Below are 16,279 nucleotides of genomic sequence, written 5' to 3' on the forward strand. Positions count from 1 at the left end.
CCCCCATGATCGGTTGTGTTCCCTAGGCCGTTCTCAGATAGCGGTCGAGTACGCGGACGCCGAAGTGCAGCGCGTCGACCGGTACGCGCTCATCGACTCCGTGGAAGAGCGCCTGATAGTCGAAGCCCTCCGGTGTCCTCAGCGGCGAGAAGCCGTAGCCGGTGATGCCGAGCCGTGAGAACTGCTTGGCGTCCGTGCCGCCGGACATGCAGTACGGCACGACATGTCCCTCAGGCGCGAACTCCTCGACGGCCGCCCGCATTTTCGCGTACGTCGACGACTGGACCGGCGCCTGCAGCGCCACCTCACGGTGGTGGAACTCCCAGTCGACGTCCGCTCCGGTGAGCCGGTCAAGAGTGGCGGCGAACTCTTCCTCTCCTCCTGGCAGAAACCGGCCGTCCACGTAGGCGACGGCCTCCCCGGGGATCACGTTCACCTTGTAACCGGCCTGCAGCATCGTCGGGTTGGCGCTGTTGCGCACGGTCGGGGCGACCAGGTCAGCGGCCGGGCCCAGCTTCTCCAGGAGCGCGTCCACGTCGAACCCGGGGGCGTCCAGGTCGGCCTGTTCCCCGTACAGCGCGGCCAGTTCGGTCAGGGCGGCCCGGACCGTCGGCGTCAGCCGCACCGGCCACCGGTGCTCCCCGATGCGCGAGATCGCCGCCGCGAGGTTGCTCACGGCGTTGGCGTGATTCACCTTCGAGCCGTGGCCCGCCTTGCCTCGCGCGGTCAGCTTGAGCCAGCCGGTGCCGCGCTCCCCCGCCGCGATGGCGTAGAGCTGATTGCCGCGTCCGTCGTGGAAGGTGAAGGCGCCGGACTCGCTGATGCCTTCCGTGCACCCCTCGAAGAGGGACGCGTGCCGGTCGGCGAGGAACCCGGATCCGTCCTCGGCGCTCGCCTCCTCGTCGGCGGTGAACGCGATCACGATGTCCCGCCGTGGCCGCACTCCCGCGCGCGCCCAGCCGCGCACCACGGAGAGGATCATCGCGTCCATGTTCTTCATGTCGATGGCGCCGCGGCCCCAGACGACGCCGTCGCGGATCTCCCCGGAGAACGGGTGCACGCTCCAGTCGGCGGCCTCGGCGGGCACGACGTCCAAGTGCCCGTGCACGAGCAGCGCGTCGGCCGAGGGGTCCGTGCCCTCGATCCGCGCGACGACGTTCGTACGCCCCGGTGTGCGCTCCAGGAGCGTCGGCTCGAGCCCGGCGCCCGCGAGCCGCTCGGCGGCGTACTCGGCGGCGGGCCGCTCGCGGCAGTCGCCGCCGCCCCGGTTCGTGGTGTCGATGCGGATGAGCTCTGAGGTGAACCGGACGACCTCGTCGAGCGCTTGCCCGTCGACGTGTCCGGTGGCCTGATGCCCCGGCTGCTCCTCAGCCATATTGCTCCTCCACAGCCGCCGAGGCGATCGTCGTGACCGCCTTGAAGGTTCGAATGCCCTCGTACATGGTCTCGCTGGTGTACGCGATCTTGCGCTCGCCGGTGCGGCGCACGCCCGGCACGACGGTGGACGCCATGGACAGGTGCTCGGCGTCGAATTCCAGCTCCACGGTGAACGGTCCGCCCTGGACCGGATCGTGCCGCACGGCGAGCTGCGCGGCCTCCTTCGCCGCGGCCCGGATGTCGGACGCGGTCCGCCGCGGGGTGCGGCAGACCGCCGCGTACCGCGACACGTGGTCCTTGACGGCGACCTTCAGCGCGCCGGGTGCGTAGCCGAGCGCGTCCTCGCAGGCCAGGTCGTCGCCGGTGACGAGGACGACCGGCACTCCGTACTCGGCGACGACGTGGGAGTTGAGCAGTCCCTCGCTGGCCCGGTCGCCGTTGACCCACACGCCGGTGATCGAGTTGGCGAGGTAGGTGTGCGCGAGCACACCCTCCATGCCGGCGCCCGCGTGGTAGCCGATGAAGGCGATGCCATCCACGTCGTCGTGCTGGACGCCCTCGACCATGGAGAGGGACTTGTGCCGCCCGGTGAGCATCTGGGCCCGCTCGTCGAGGTTCTCCAGGAGCAGGTTGCGCATGGTCCAGTGGGCTTCGTTGACGAGCACCTCGTCGGCGCCCCCGTCGAAGAAGCCGAGCACGGCGGCGTTGACGTCCGAGGTGAACATCGAACGGCACCGCTCCCACTGCGGCGTACCGGGCAGCACGTCGGCCGGCCAGGTGACGCCCGTGGCCCCCTCCATGTCTGCGCTGATCAGGATCTTCATGCCGCCTCACGCTACGCGTTCGCCAACTCCTGGACCAGATCCGCCGGCGACCGCGTCGCGCGCCCTCACGTTCGCGGCTGCCACAGGGTGCTGCGCAGGTCCGATCCGCGGACCAGCTGGATCCTCCAGGGCTCGATGCGGATCACGTGGTACTCGGGATCCTCCGGGCCGCCGCGCCAGTAGTGGACCGGGTCGTAGCCCACGCCCGGCGGGCCTCCTCTGGTGTAGAGGTCCCAGGCGTGGCGTCTGGAGGCCTCGTCGTCGGCCCAGGCGGAGAGGGCGTCGACGTGGACGGTGTTCTGGCGGGGGTTCCAGTAGGAGTAGGTGGTGTGCGGGTTGTCGGCCAGGTGGGCCGTCTTGACGGGGGTCCTGTAGGCGGCGAGCCAGCCGACAGGACGGTCTTCGACGATCTCCCAGACGGGGAGCAGGACGCGGGCCCGGGGGCGGTTCGCGCGGTCGACGGTGATCATCGTGGCGTACTTGATGTCGCGTACGTACGAGAAGAACGTGTCCTGGAGGTCGCAGAAGTCGCTGACTTTGGTGGTGGGCATGTCGGTCTCCCTGGTCGTCGGGTGCTGTGTCAGTGGGCGGCGGGGATCTCGGTGCGCCCGGCGGGTTCGCCGGACGCCGTCACCGAGCCCGGCCGCGAGCGCAGCCCGAAGGCACTGATCAGGGCGGCGAGCAGGGCCGCGGCGAGCGGGACCCAGAGAGCCGCGCGGTAGCCGTCGAGGAGCGCGGAGGGTGAACTGGATGGAGTGGCCCAGACGTTGACGGCGGTGACCGTGGAGAGGCCGAGGGCGGCACCGAACTGGAAGGCGGTGTAGAGCAGTCCGCCGGCCAGGCCCTGCTCCTCCTCCTTGACGCCCTCGGTGGCGACGATGGTGAGTGGTCCGTAGGTGAGGGCGAAGCCGAGGCTGAGGATGATCAGGCTCGGGAACATCGCCAGGTACGTCCAGTCGGCGCCGACCGGCAGGAACAGGGCGTAGGAGAGCGCGGCGAGCAGCAGACCACCGAAGATCACCCGGGCGTTGCCGAAGCGCTGGACCAGCTTGGGGGTGAGGGTGGGCGAGAGCACCGCGTCGAGGCCGACCACGATCATCGCGAAGCTGGTCTGCAGCGTGGACCAGTCCCGCAGCTCCTGGAGGTAGAGGACGACCAGGAACTGGAATCCGAAGAAGCCGCCCGCGAAGAAGAGCCCCGAGAGGTTGGCGCGGACCAGGGCGCCGCTGCGGAAGATCCCCAGACGGACGAGCGGGGACGCCGAGCGGCGCTCGACGGCGACGAAGACGGCGACGAGGGCGATGCCCGCGGCGAGGGTGGCGATGGTGGCCGCGCCGCTCGCGTGGGAGGCGCGCTCCACGCCAAGGACGAGCAGCACGATCGCGACGGTGACCGTGACGGCGCCCACCAGGTCGACGCTCTGCCCGGCGCGGTCGGGGCGCGGGGACTTCGGGACGAAGGCGAGGGCGGCGGCCAGGATCAGGGCGGAGAGCACCACGGGCACGAAGAAGACCCAGCGCCAGCCGATCGCGGTGAGCAGACCGCCGACGACCAGGCCGATAGAGAATCCGCCCGCGGCGGTGCCGGAGTAGAAGAGCAGCGCCTTGTTGCGCCGCGGGCCCTCTTCGAAGCCCGTGGTGATGATGGAGAGGCCCGCGGGGGTCATGAAGGCCGCGGCGACGCCGGTGACGAAGCGGGCGACGATCAGCGTCCAGCCCTCGGTGGCGAAGCCGCCGAGCCCGGAGAAGACCAGGAAGACCGAGAGCCACAGGACGAACATCTGGCGGCGCCCGAAGAGGTCGGCCGCACGGCCGCCGAGCAGCATGAAGCCGCCGTATCCGAGGACGTAGGCGCTCATGACCCACTGCAGGGACCCGGTGGACAGGCCCAGGTCGGCGCGGATGGACGGCAGGGCCACGTTCAGCATGGCCACGTCGATGCCTTCGAGGAAGATCGCGCCGCACAGGACGAGCAGGACGCCCCACTCGCGGCGCTTGAAGCCGGCCGGGGCGCCCGGCGCCCCGGTCGATGACTCTGTCTGCGTACTCATGTCGGTTCTCCGCCAACTCGTCGATGGTGCCGGGGTTTTCCCGGCTCACTCACCTTCGTTCGGGCGTGCGGGCGGAACAACGGCGAAGATCGCAACGTTCGTTCAACCAGGCTTACCGATCCGAGCCAGAACCGAGCCAGAGCCGAGCCAGATCCGAACCAGAACCGAACTGCCTGGGGGACGTCGATGGAACGCGATGAACTGGAGTGCTTTCTGCTCCTGGCCGAGGAGCTGCACTTCGGCAGGACGGCCGAGCGCATGCGGCTGTCCCGCGCCCGGGTGAGCCAGTTGATCCAGCGCACGGAACGCCGCGTCGGCGCCCCGCTGTTCATCCGCACGAGCCGCCGCGTCGCCCTCACCGCGCTCGGCCGGCAGCTCCGCGCCGATCTGGAGCCGCACCACCGGGCCATCGACGCCGCCGTCGAACGGGCCGCGGCCACCGCGCGCGGCATCGACAGCGTGCTGCACGTCGGGTTCGCCAATCCGCTGGCCGGCGAGATCGTGATGCGGGCGACGGAGGCGCTGCGCGTGAGCCATCCGGGGCTCGCCGTGGAGATCTGCGAGGTGCCGCTCGGGGATCCGTACGGGCAGCTGCGCAAGGGCGAGTTCGACGTGCAGCTCACGGAGTTCCCGGTGCGCGAGGCGGACCTGTTCGGCGGTCCCGCGCTGCTCGCGGAGGAGCGCGTCCTGGCGATCGCTTCGTCGCATCCCCTGTCCGCGCGGGACTCGGTGTCCCTGGAGGACCTGGCCGACGTACCGCTCCTGGCGATCGACGGCGAGGTGCCCGACTACTGGCTGGAGCACCGCGTCCCCTCGCGCACCCCGTCCGGCAGGCCGATCGGCCGCGGTCCGGGCGTGACCAACATGCAGGAGGCGCTGATGATGGTCGCGGGCGGCAAGGGCGCGTTCCTGGCTCCCGCGCACACCGGGACGTACTTCACCCGGCCCGGTGTCGCGTACGTCCCCTTCGCCGACGCCGAGCCGGTCGGGTACGGCCTGGTGTGGCGGGCCGGTCACGGCACCGGGGCGATCGAGACCTTCGCCAGGACCGCCGGCGAGGCGGCCCGTGACGTGGCTCAGGCGGATCCCCGGACCGTGGCGCCCGCGCGTTCGGCACGCCCCGCACGCAGCGCGCCGGCCGCGACCACGGCCCAGACCGCGAGCGCGGGCCGGAGCAGCACCTTCCCGCAGGTCCAGAGCGCAGGGACGGCCGTGGAGGTGGAGAGCGCGGCGACGGCTGTCATGCCGAAGGGGAAGACGGTGGCCCAGCGGCGTACGTCGTAGCGCGGGCGCGGCCGGCGCAGTTCACGGACGACGAGCACCGCGTACCAGGCGAAGGCGAGGCCAAGGGCGACGAGGGTGACGATGCGCAGGACGTCGTGTGCCGGGGTCGCCCATCCCAGCGGCCCGCCCGGCACGGCGGCGGCCACCAGCTTCCATCCGGCGAGGGCCGAGATCGACATGGCACCGGCGGTCCAGCGGGGGCCTCGGCCCGTGATCCTGACACGGCCGTCCGGCCTCGGCACGTCAGTCGGCGTGGCGCCGCTGATAGTGCTCGCGCCAGCGCGGTGTGGCTGCGCCGCCCATCACCGTCATGACGACGTCGTGGGCGAGGGAATCGGTCACGGGGGCGTGGCCGAAGAGCACCCGGTGGTAGGTGGTGGCGGCGAGCACGTCCAGGAGCAGGTCGATGTCCGCGTCGGGGCGGATGTCACCGCGCTCGATGCCGCGGCGCAGGGCCACCTCGGTGGTGGCCCTTCTGGGGTGGAAGATCGTCTCGGCGAAGGTGCGGTCGAGCTCCGGGTCGTCGGCCAGGTCGGCCACCAGGGCGGGCAGGGTGCGGCGGCCCAGGTTGCCGCCGAAGGCGCGGCTGATGGTCTCGATGCCCTCGATCAGATCGCAGTGCGTGCAGCCGGTGTCCGGGGTGGGGGCGGTGCCCATGGTCTCGGCGAGGGCCGCGACGACGAGGCGCTGCCGGGAGGGCCAACGGCGGCGGATGGCCGGTTTAGTGGTGCCCGCGTGTCGCGCGACCGCCTCCATCGTCAGGTGCGCGTAGCCGGACTCCTCCAGGAGCTGCGCCGTCGCGGTCAGGATGGCGCCGTCGAGCCGGGAGTCGCGGGGGCGCCCCGTGGGGCGTTCGGCGCGGCCGACGGAATCGAGGGTTGCCATGGGCAGCAGTATAGGTAGCATGACCTTTCGTTCCGTTCCGGATCGAAACGTTAAGGAGGGGCGACCTTGCCTGAGCAGGAATCGACCGCCGACCGGGCACTCACCACCACACCCGAGCCCGTGTACGACACCGGCCGCGAAAGCGTGCTTCGCGCGCCCTACGCGGCGCTGACCTGGGGCATCGTTCTCTCGGTCGGCCTGGTGGCCTTCGAGTCGATGGGCGTGGCCACCGTGCTGCCGGAGATCGCGGGGAAACTCGGCGGCCTGGGCGCCTACGGCTGGGGGCTGTCCGCGCTGATGCTGGCCAACCTGATCGGTACGGTCGCCGCCGGGCGTGCCGCCGATCTCCGGGGGCCCGCAAGGCCGTTGGCCGTCGGACTCGCCGTCTTCGCCGCCGGCTGCGCGGTGGCCGGGTCCGCGCCGAACTGGCCCGCCTTCCTGGCCGGGCGCTTCCTGCAGGGGCTCGGCGTCGGCGCCGTCATGGCGCTGGCCTACGCGGTCATCTCCCTCGCGTATCCACAGCAGTTGAGGGCGCGGATGTTCGCGCTCGTCTCGGGCGCCTGGACCGTCCCCTCCCTCGTCGGACCGACCGTCGCCGCCGTGATCGCCGACCAGATCTCCTGGCGTGGCGTGTTCGTGCTCCTCCTGCCGCTGATCGCCGCTGCCGCCGCACTGGTGCTGCCGCGGCTGCGCCACCTGGGCGCCACGACCGCGGCCCGCGTGAAGGACGGCCGCTGGTGGACGACACCGGTCGCACGCAGTGTCCTGCTCGCCGCGGGCACTGGGGTACTCCTCACCGGACTCCAGCTGCACGAACCTGCGTTGCTCGTCCCCTTGGCCCTGATGGGCGCCGCCGCAGGGATCTACGCGCTGCGTTCGGTCACGCCGTCCGGCACGCTCACCGTGCGTCCCGGGGTGCCGACCGGCGTCGTGTTGCGCTTCCTGCTCTGCGGGGCATACTTCGGCAGCGAGGCGTTCCTGCCGCTCGGCCTGGTACGACTGCGTGACCTGAGCGCCACGGAAGCCGGGCTCGGGCTCTCGGCGGGCGCGATCACCTGGGTGCTCGGGGCGGCCTGGCAGGGCAGGGCGGACGTGCGCTGGGGCGGTCGCTCGCGTGCGGTGCCGATCGCGGCGGGCTTCGCCGTGCTCCTCGCGGGAATCGTGGTGATGGCGCTCGGCATCCTCGTCGACGCCGTGCCCGCGCTGACCGCCGTAGCCGGGTGGGCGATCGGCGGCGCGGGCATGGGAGTGGCCTTCAACGCCGCGACCACGGACGCCATGGAGCAGGCACCGGCCGACCGGCAGGGCGAGGCGAGCGGCGCGATGCAGCTCGCCCAAACCCTGGCGGTCGCGGTGCTCAGCGGCCTGGGCGGCGCCGCGGTCTCCCTGGCCGACGTCCACGGGGCTTCCACGTCCGTGGCCCTGACGGCCACGTTCGCGCTGACGGGCGTGATGGCGGCCGCTGGGGTGGTCGCGGCGCGACGGATCAGGCCGAAGGCGTCCCGAGTCGTGGGCTCAGGCCGTTCTGGCCGCTAATGCCGCTATGCCGCTCACAGCTTGAACACCACTCCCCGCCACACCCACCCCGCGCCGAGAACCGCGTCCCGCAGGGGGTCCTTCATCTCGGCGGGGTCGAAACGGAACGTCTCCTTCTTGTGCAGCTTGCCGTCGGCCCCTCGCTCGTACGTCCAGCTCCAGCTCTTCGCGGTCACCTGCCCACGGGCGTACTCACGCGACGTGGCGAGCCTGGGGGTGTCCCCGACCCACGAGACCTCTCTCTGCTCGTCGACGGTGCGCACCTCGTGGCTGTCCGGCAGCAGACGCATCCGGGTCTTGAGGGTGCGGTCCAGCTGGGTCCGGACGAAGAAGGTACGCCAGGCGGGCTCCAGGACCCGCCATTCGGCCACCAGGTCGGCGCCTTCGGCCGGGATGCCTTCGCGTATCAGGTACGGCACGTCAGGGCCGTTGAGCCCGAGCAGCGCGGTCCGCACCTCCTCGGCGGTGCGCGGGGCGACACCGCTGGCGGGGTACCTGGTGCCGGTCAGTTTGTCGATGAGACCCATCAGGTCACCCTACGACCCACCACCAACCACTTCGACGGCAGCTCGATCCGCGTGCCGTCCGGTGTGAACTCGGTGGTCGTGAGCGGAAGTTCACCCTGCGCGAGCACCGTGAGGCCCGCGGCCTCGACGTACTGAGGCACCGCGGCGTCCGCGACGTCACCCGGCGCGATGCCGTGCGCGAACACCGGCGCCAGCTTCGGCGGCGGCCCTTCGGGGCGCTGGGCGAGGCCGCGCAGGACCGTCCCCGCGGCCTCGGCGAGCTCGACGACGAACGCTCTGCCGCGCTCACCGAGCAGCGCCGCGATGCCGTCGACGAGCGGCTGCCGGTCGGCCTCCTCGCACTGGTGGAGCACCCCGCGCATATAGACGTTCACGTCGCCGAGTTCCGCGTGCAGTTGCTCGGCCTCGGCCTTCTCCACGGCGTCGACCTGTCTGAAGTCGACCTGCCCCGCGGGGTCGGCGCGCCGTGCGTGCAGCAGCGCCGCGGCGGACAGATCGGCGCCCAGGACGCGCGGGTAGCGGTCGGCGAGGAAGCGGGTCTGGGTGCCGTTGCCGCAGCCGAGGTCCACGACGGGCAGGCCGACCGCCACCATGTGCGGTTCGAAGAGGGCGAGATGGATGCCGACGGTGAGCGCGGGTTCGGCGTCCCAGAAGACGGCCCCCGGTTCCCCGGGGGCGTCCCGCCAGAACCCCTCCCAGGCCTCCTTGTACCGACTCGTGACGCTCATGCCCAGCTCCCCAGGGTGCGACGACGACCGCCGAAGCCGACGGCGAGATCGGTCTACCGCGCCCTGGGTGCGCGGGCAAGTCAACGGCGCAATCAATCGCCGCGCCTTCACATCACCTTCGAGGCGGGGCCAGTTCGAACCACACGGTCTTGCCGGAGTTCGTACGGCTGGTCCCCCACTCCTTGGCGAGCACGCTGACGATCCGCAGCCCGCGCCCGAACTCGTCGCCGGGGCCCGCGCTCAGCAGCGTCGGCAGGGTGTGGTCGTCGTCCTCGACCTCGCAGATCAGCGTCGATCCGGAGCGGACAAGGCGGAGTTCGACGTGACGGCTCACCGAGTGCCGTACGGCGTTCGTGACGAGCTCCCCGACCAGGAGCTCGGCGGTCTCGGACAGGTCGGCGCGGGACCAGATGCGCAGCTGTCCACGCACAAGTTCGCGCGCCCTGCTCACCTCGCTCGGGTCGAGCGCGAGCCGCCAGCCCGCGACGTCCTCGTCCGCGACGCCGTTCAGACGGGCCATCAGGAGGGCCACGTCGTCCTTGCGCCCGCCGCGTGTGTTGAGCGCGCGGATGATGGTGTCGCAGGCGTCGTCCATGGAGGCGGCGGGGTGGGCCGCGGACTCGGTGAGCGTGGCGAGGCCGACGCCGATGTCCTCGCCGCGCACCTCGACGAGGCCGTCGGTGCACATCAGGAGCCGGTCGCCGGGCGCCACGCGTACGGTGACCGCCTCGAAGGGCACGCCTCCGACGCCGATGGGCGCCCCCGTCGGCAGGTCGAGGAGTTCGCTGCGGCCGTCGTCGGCGCGGACCAGGACGGGCGGGATGTGTCCGGCATTGGCCAGGTGCAGTTCGCTCGCGATGGGGTCGTAGACCGCGTACAGACACGTCGCGAGGTAGTGCTCGCCGAGCCGCTGCGCCAAGTCGTCCAGATTGCGCAGGAGTTGGGCGGGCGGCAGGTCAAGCGCCGCCATGGTCTGCACGGCCGTGCGCAACTGACCCATCATCGCCGCCGAGTTGAGGCCGTGCCCCATCACGTCGCCGACGACGAGCGCGGTGCGCGATCCGGGCAGTTTCACGGAGTCGAACCAGTCGCCGCCGACCCGGCCGAGCAGCGTGCCCGGCAGGTAGCGCGTGGCGATGTCGCAGCCCGTCATGCGCGGCTCGATGTGCGGCAGCATGCTGTCCTGGAGGGTGTCGGCGACGCTCTCCTGGTAGGTGTACATGCGGGCGTTGTCGAGCACGAGGCCCGCGCGGGCGGCGAGTTCGGCCCCGGTGACGCGGTCCATGTCGTTGAAGACGGGCCGCTCCTGGTGGCGCAGCAGGATCATGAACCCGAGCACCACATTGCGGGCCTTCAGGGGTACGACGAGCATCGAGCGGTGGTTGATGAGCGGGCGGATGTCGCGCTTCTCGAACTGTGCGGCGATCGCGTTGCCCATCTGCTCCGTGATGCGCGGTACGAGGACCGGATCGCCGGAGGTCATGCACTGGAAGAACGGCGTGTGCGCGGGGAACGGCATGGATTCGCCGACGGGCACCACGTCGTCCCAGCGGCCCGGCTCGTCCGTGTGCTCCACGGCGACCCGGTGCCACAGGGTGGTCTCGTCGGGCGGGCCCTCGGGGAAGCCCTCGCCCGCGACGACCTGTTCGCGCAGATAGGTGCCCGCGACGTCCGTGAACCGCGGCACGACGGCCCGGCTGACCTCGATGATCGTCTGCGAGAGGTCCAGCGAGGAACCGATGCGCCCGCTGACCTCGTTCAGGAACTCCAGGCGCTCGCGCACCGCCGCGTACTCGATGTCCTCGGCCTCGTCGTGCGTGCTGCCGGGTTCGGCCGTGTCGCCGCCCTCCGCGGCGGCCCGCTGGGCGCGCAGCCTGCGCGCCTTGCGCTCGGCGCGCCGCGGCACGCCCCAGTTCGGGGTGACGGGCACGCGGTCGTGCTTGCTGAACTCCAGGACTGGATAGCCCAGTTCGAGGATCTGCGCCACGATGCGGGAGCTCTCGCCCACGCTCATGCTGGGCAGGATCTCGGGCAGCCCGTGCGCCAGCTCGTCGGCTCCGGGGAAGTCCGTGTGCAGGGCGAACCCGGGCGCTATCCGCTCCACCTGGCCCGGCTCGTGGCCTTCGTCGTCGGCGAGGCGCTCGGCGTCCGCCGCGAGCACGAGCAGCCGCTCGGCTCCGGGGCCGATCAGTGGGTACGCCCACCACAGGACGTCCACGCGGTGGTCATCGCCATCGGGCACGGAGAGCCTGGCCCGGCCCGCGGCGGGGTACGAGATGTGTCCGTCGAGGGAGGTCCCCAGGTCGGGGCCCAGGCCGTCGTACTCGCCGTAGTGCGCGCGCTCCTCCGGGATCGCCCCGGCCACCGGGAGCAGGTCGCCCGCCGGGCTGCCGACGGCCGCCTCCTTGGAGTATCCGAACAGTTTGCGTGCGCCGGTGCTCCAGTGCGAGACGAGGCCCGCGCCGTCGATGACGACCACGGCGAGCGGGATCCGGCCGGCCACGGCATGCTGCGCCACCGGCCCGTCCGGGCTGCCGTATTCCATGGCCAACACTCCTTCCGGCGCACCGCGAAGCCCTGCGCCGCCCCGACCACCGTACGACCGGCAGAGGTTGCCGTGCGGTGCAATAGGGGAATTGGGCCGCGCTGGGGCGCCTCCGGCGGGTATTTTCCCGCCGCTCCCGTCGGACAGGGCCCTAGTCCTCGTGCCCCAGCTGGAGATCGCGCTCCGTGCGCCCGCCGCCCGCGACCTGGAGCACGGTGGCCACCGGCGGGTAGCCCGCGGCGATGACCGTGTACTCGCCGGACGACAGGTCGATGAACCGGAAGGTGCCGTCCTCCCTGGTCGTGAGGGTGTCCACGACGTTGCCCGCCGCGTCGAGCAGCGTCACGCGCGCGTCCTCCACCGGCCGCCCGCCGCTCGCGCGCACGGTCCCGCGCAGGACGGCGCCGCCCGCGAGTTCGACGTCCTGCCGGGTCTCGCGCGATGCCTGCACGCTGACGGGCAGGGCCGCGGGGCGGAAGGCGGGCGCACTGGCGGCGAGGGTGTACTCCCCCGCCACCAACTCCGTGATGACGTAGCCGCCTTCGCGTCCGCTGCGGGTGGTGGCGACGACCTCTCCGCGTACGTCGGTGAGGGTCACCGCCGCGTCCCTGACCGGCGTCCCGTCGGCGGTGACCACGCTGCCCGCCAGGCGTCCGGCACCGCCGAGCACGACGTCGAGCTCCACGGGGCGCTCACCGACGGTGACGGTGACCGCCTGCGGCTGGTGCCCGCCGGCGGCGGCGATCAGGACGAACGATCCAGAGCCCGGCGTGGACAGCGCGTACCGGCCGTCCTGGCCGCTGGCACCGCGGCCGATCTGCTGCCCCGCGACATCGATGAGCGTCAGTGCGGCGTGGGGCACGACGGTGCCGTCCGGGTGCTGCACGGTGCCGCAGACGGGCACCCCGGCGGCGTACGCCGTGCGGGCCTGAGGGATGGGCGTGGGCTCGGCCGTGGGGGCGTCCTGGGACGCGGCGCTGGACAACAGGGGTGTCTCCTTGAGGAAGAAGGTGATCAGCAGGCCGAGTACGAGCACCGGCACCAGGTAGAGGAAGATGCGGGGCATCGCGTCGGCGTACGCCTCGATGTAGCCCTCGCGCAGTGGGGCGGGCATCGCGTGGACGAGCTGCGGGGTGATGGCCTCGGGGTCGGGGAGGCCGGCGCCGGCCGGGATGCGGTCGGCGAGCGAGTCCGCGAGCCGGTCGGCGAAGAGCGTGCCGAAGATCGCGGCGCCGACGCTGCCGCCGATCTGCCGGAAGTAGTTGTTGGCGCTGGTGGCCGTGCCGAGGTCGGCGGGGCGCACCGCGTTCTGCACGGCGAGGATGAGCACGGGCATGACGAGGCCGACGCCCGCGCCGAGTACGGCCATCCAGATGCTGTAGTGCAGCCGGGGCGTGTCGACCTCGAGCCGGGAGAGCAGCCACATGCCGATGACGGACAGGATGCCGCCAATGACCGGGTAGATCTTGTAGCGCCCTGTGTGGCTGATGAGTTGGCCCGAGAGGATGGAGGCGCCGACGACGCCGCCCATCATCGGCAGCATGAGCAGTCCGGACTCGGTGGCGCTCGCGCCGTCGACCATCTGGAGGAAGGTCGGCAGGTAACTGGCCGCTCCGAAGAGGGCGATGCCCACGACCACGCCCACCAGACCGGTGACGTTGAAGACGGAATCGCGGAACAGGCGCAGCGGGATGATCGGTTCTGCGGCGAAGTGTTCGGCGACGACGAAGAGCACGACCGAGGCGACGGCCCCGGCCGCGAGCCCCAGGATCACGCGCGAACCCCACGCGTGCTCGGTGCCGCCCCAACTGGTCAGGAGTACAAGGCAGGTGGAGGCGGAGGCGAGTAGCAGCGCGCCCAGCACGTCGAGTCGGGCCTTCGCGGTGGGCTTGGGCAGCTTGAGCCCGAAGCTGACGACGGCGAAGGTGACGAGGCCGAAGGGCACGTTGAAGTAGAAGCACCAGCGCCAGGTGACGTGGTCGGTGAAGAAGCCACCGAGCAGCGGTCCCGCGACCGACGCGAGGCCGAACGCGGCGCCGATGAGTCCCATGTAGCGGCCGCGTTCCCGGGGCGGCACGATGTCCGCGATGATCGCCTGTACGCCGATCATGAGGCCGCCCGCGCCGACGCCCTGGAGGGCGCGGAAGGCGATGAGCTGGTCCATCGTCCGTGACCAACCGGCAAGCGCGGAGCCGACGATGAAGATGAGGATCGCGAACTGGAAGACGCCCTTGCGCCCGAAGAGATCCCCGAGCTTGCCGTAGATGGGCAGCCCGATCGTGGACGTGAGCAGGTAGGCGGTGATCGCCCAGGACATCTTGTCCAGGCCGTGCAGCTCACCGACGATCTTCGGGAGCGCGGTGGCGACGATCATCTGCTCGAGCGCGGCGAGCAGCAGGGCGAGCATGAGCCCGACGAAGACCATCCGGACGCGTGCGGGGCTGAGCCCTGCTGTCGCCGACACGTGCTCCTGGGGTGGCACCTCCCGCGTTTCCGGTGGCGCCGAGGCCACGGCCCCCTCGACGGGCCCCTGCTCGGCGCCCTTCACCAGCGTTGTGCCGCCCACGTCTGCTCCCCTCGTCACGCCTGCGCCGCACATTTCTCGCATTACGCGACAACTGCGAGCAAGCGCGACGAGTCGCCCCTAAATGGGGTCCGGCACACGAATGCGCCGGTGGGAGCCCTACGCCGTACAACTGCCCCGAACAGAAAACCACTCGAAACGGTGAGCGTGACAACGACCCTGATGGGCTACGGGAGTTGAGGACCCGCCGGGCTTCGGCCTACTTCTCGACCTCGGCGGCGAGCTTGCCGAGCACCTCGTCGTAGATCCGCCCAAGTCCCTTGGGGGCGAAGGTCTTCTCGAAGAAACCGCCGATGCCGCCCGCGCCGTTCCACACGGTGGAGACGACCACGCGCGCCTTGCCCTCGCCCGCCGGAGTCACCCTCCAGGTGGTGACCATCGAGGAGTTGCGGTCCTTCTCGACGAGTTCCCCGTCGGTCGGCTCGCTGACCTCGAGCAGGCAGTCCCGGATCCGCTTGCTGGTGGCCTGCAGCTTCCAGTGGACGAGCGTCCCCTCGCCGTCGCCGCCCTCACGCACCTCGAACTCGCTGAAGTGCTCCGAAAGGATCTTCGGGCGCGTGCCTTCGTAGTCGGCAAGCGCGTCGAAGACGTCCTCCGGCTGCGCCGTGATGATCCGCTCCGTGGTCGCCTCGACCTGCGCCATGGCACTTCCTCCAGCACTCGGTTGTCACTCGGGGTGTTCACGGAGAGCCAACCACCCTGCACACCGGGCCCTCAAATCGGGGTCGCCCCGGGATCACCTCGGGATCGTCCCGGATCGCCCCGGGATCGCCGAGGGCATGAGGTCGCACGATCAAGGGAACATGTGTTCTATTCTGTGGTCAGTGCTACCGAGGAGGCGTCATGCGCTGGGAGAACCTCGCCGACGGGTCGTCACGGGGTGTCGCGGATGCCGCGCTGTTCGGCGCGGACGCGGTCACCACGAGGACCTTCGACACACCTGAGTTCTCAGGAATCACCTTCCACGAGATCCGGGCCAGAACGATCGTGAACCGAGTGCCCGGGGCGTCCCGCATGCCCTTCGAGTGGACGGTCAATCCGTACCGGGGCTGCACGCACGCGTGCGTCTACTGCTTCGCCCGCAAGACCCACAGCTACCTGGACCTGGACACGGGCCTCGGCTTCGACAGCCAGATCGTCGTCAAGGTCAACGCCCCCGATCTGCTGCGCCGCCAGCTCGCGTCGCCCCGCTGGCACGGCGAGCACATCGCGATGGGCACGAACGTCGACTGCTACCAGCGGGCCGAGGGGCGGTACGGCCTCATGCCCGGAATCATCGCCGCCCTGAGCGATCACGCGAACCCCTTCTCCATCCTCACGAAGGGCACGCTGATCCTGCGCGACCTCGATCTGCTGCGGCAGGCGGCAGCCGTCACCGACGTCGGGATCTCCGTGTCGGTCGGCTTCATCGACCGGGAGCTGTGGCGCACCGTCGAGCCCGGCACGCCCGCCCCGGAGCGACGTCTGGACGTCGTACGGACGCTGACCGACCACGGCATCGGCTGCGGAGTCCTGATGGCGCCCGTGATCCCGTTCATCGGGGACCGGCCCGAGCAGCTGCGGGCGACCGTGCGGGCCATCGCCGCCTCGGGGGCGACCTCCGTGACACCGCTCGTGCTGCATCTGCGGTCCGGGGCGCGCGAGTGGTTCATGGCCTGGCTCGAGCGGCACCATCCGTATCTCGTGCGGCGCTACGAGCGGCTGTACGCGGAGGGTGCCTACGCGCCCAAGTGGTACCAGCGCCGGATCACCCGGCAAGTGCACGAGCTGGCCGAGGAGTTCGGCATCGGGCCCGCGCGCGGGGGCGCAGCCCGCCGCATCCGCGTACCGGAACAGGCGGAGCCCGCTGCCGCCTCGCCCGGCGGCACACAGCTCACCCTGCTCTGAGCCCATCGGCCCACTTCGCTGCGCCTTTCAGGTCATTCATCGGCAGAACGCC

The 16,279-nt window shown here is 71.2% G+C and carries 13 protein-coding genes; 3 read left to right on the forward strand and 10 right to left on the reverse strand.

Features of this window, described 5'->3' with window-relative positions; translation table 11 throughout:
• Window positions 1-22: 22 nt before the first annotated feature.
• From AC5P1C_RS20585 to AC5P1C_RS20600, 4 genes are all read right to left on the reverse strand, one after another.
• The gene (locus AC5P1C_RS20585) at window positions 23-1,375 is read right to left on the reverse strand and encodes a M20/M25/M40 family metallo-hydrolase (RefSeq protein ID WP_493867335.1); all 1,353 of its coding nucleotides are present in this window, start codon (window positions 1,373-1,375) and stop codon (window positions 23-25) included.
• A complete protein-coding gene (locus AC5P1C_RS20590) occupies window positions 1,368-2,201 on the reverse strand; it encodes a M55 family metallopeptidase (RefSeq protein WP_493867336.1) in 834 nt (277 codons plus the stop codon). Before AC5P1C_RS20590 ends, AC5P1C_RS20585 begins: the two co-directional genes overlap by 8 nt.
• Window positions 2,202-2,266: 65 nt before the next feature.
• Window positions 2,267-2,752, reverse strand: coding sequence for a pyridoxamine 5'-phosphate oxidase family protein (locus AC5P1C_RS20595; RefSeq protein WP_493867337.1), 486 nt, complete (start codon window positions 2,750-2,752; stop codon window positions 2,267-2,269).
• Window positions 2,753-2,781: 29 nt separating this feature from the next.
• A complete protein-coding gene (locus tag AC5P1C_RS20600) occupies window positions 2,782-4,251 on the reverse strand; it encodes an MFS transporter (RefSeq protein WP_493867338.1) in 1,470 nt (489 codons plus the stop codon).
• A gap of 186 nt (window positions 4,252-4,437) precedes the next feature.
• On the opposite strand from AC5P1C_RS20600, the gene AC5P1C_RS20605 reads away from it, so the two are divergent.
• Entirely contained in the window at window positions 4,438-5,535 is a 1,098-nt protein-coding gene (locus AC5P1C_RS20605) for a LysR family transcriptional regulator (RefSeq protein ID WP_493867339.1), read from the forward strand.
• 243 nt (window positions 5,536-5,778) lie between these two features.
• Here AC5P1C_RS20605 and AC5P1C_RS20610 read toward each other — a convergent pair whose 3' ends face one another.
• Window positions 5,779-6,420 carry a TetR/AcrR family transcriptional regulator gene (locus AC5P1C_RS20610; protein WP_493867340.1) on the reverse strand — a complete coding sequence of 214 codons (642 nt, stop codon included), beginning with the start codon at window positions 6,418-6,420 and terminating at the stop codon, window positions 5,779-5,781.
• A 66-nt stretch (window positions 6,421-6,486) separates the two neighbouring features.
• On the opposite strand from AC5P1C_RS20610, the gene AC5P1C_RS20615 reads away from it, so the two are divergent.
• Window positions 6,487-7,956 carry an MFS transporter gene (locus AC5P1C_RS20615; RefSeq protein WP_493867341.1) on the forward strand — a complete coding sequence of 490 codons (1,470 nt, stop codon included), beginning with the start codon at window positions 6,487-6,489 and terminating at the stop codon, window positions 7,954-7,956.
• A gap of 14 nt (window positions 7,957-7,970) precedes the next feature.
• Here AC5P1C_RS20615 and AC5P1C_RS20620 read toward each other — a convergent pair whose 3' ends face one another.
• From AC5P1C_RS20620 to AC5P1C_RS20640, 5 genes are all read right to left on the reverse strand, one after another.
• The gene (locus tag AC5P1C_RS20620) at window positions 7,971-8,483 is read right to left on the reverse strand and encodes a hypothetical protein (RefSeq protein ID WP_493867342.1); all 513 of its coding nucleotides are present in this window, start codon (window positions 8,481-8,483) and stop codon (window positions 7,971-7,973) included.
• Window positions 8,483-9,211: a class I SAM-dependent methyltransferase gene (locus AC5P1C_RS20625; RefSeq protein WP_493867343.1), complete on the reverse strand. Its 729-nt coding sequence runs from the start codon at window positions 9,209-9,211 to the stop codon at window positions 8,483-8,485. The genes AC5P1C_RS20620 and AC5P1C_RS20625 overlap by 1 nt, the downstream gene beginning before the upstream one ends.
• 112 nt (window positions 9,212-9,323) lie before the next feature.
• Entirely contained in the window at window positions 9,324-11,756 is a 2,433-nt protein-coding gene (locus AC5P1C_RS20630) for an ATP-binding SpoIIE family protein phosphatase (protein WP_493867344.1), read from the reverse strand.
• 151 nt (window positions 11,757-11,907) lie between these two features.
• Window positions 11,908-14,322 carry an MFS transporter gene (locus tag AC5P1C_RS20635; RefSeq protein ID WP_493867345.1) on the reverse strand — a complete coding sequence of 805 codons (2,415 nt, stop codon included), beginning with the start codon at window positions 14,320-14,322 and terminating at the stop codon, window positions 11,908-11,910.
• Window positions 14,323-14,539: 217 nt separating this feature from the next.
• Window positions 14,540-14,983, reverse strand: a complete 444-nt coding sequence (locus AC5P1C_RS20640; protein WP_493867346.1) for an SRPBCC family protein — start codon at window positions 14,981-14,983, stop codon at window positions 14,540-14,542.
• 200 nt (window positions 14,984-15,183) lie between these two features.
• Between AC5P1C_RS20640 and AC5P1C_RS20645 the strand changes: the two genes are divergently transcribed.
• Window positions 15,184-16,227 carry an Rv2578c family radical SAM protein gene (locus AC5P1C_RS20645; RefSeq protein WP_493867347.1) on the forward strand — a complete coding sequence of 348 codons (1,044 nt, stop codon included), beginning with the start codon at window positions 15,184-15,186 and terminating at the stop codon, window positions 16,225-16,227.
• The last annotated feature ends 52 nt before the right edge of the window (window positions 16,228-16,279 follow it).

The sequence above is a fragment of the Streptomyces sp. A18 genome (assembly GCF_059026065.1).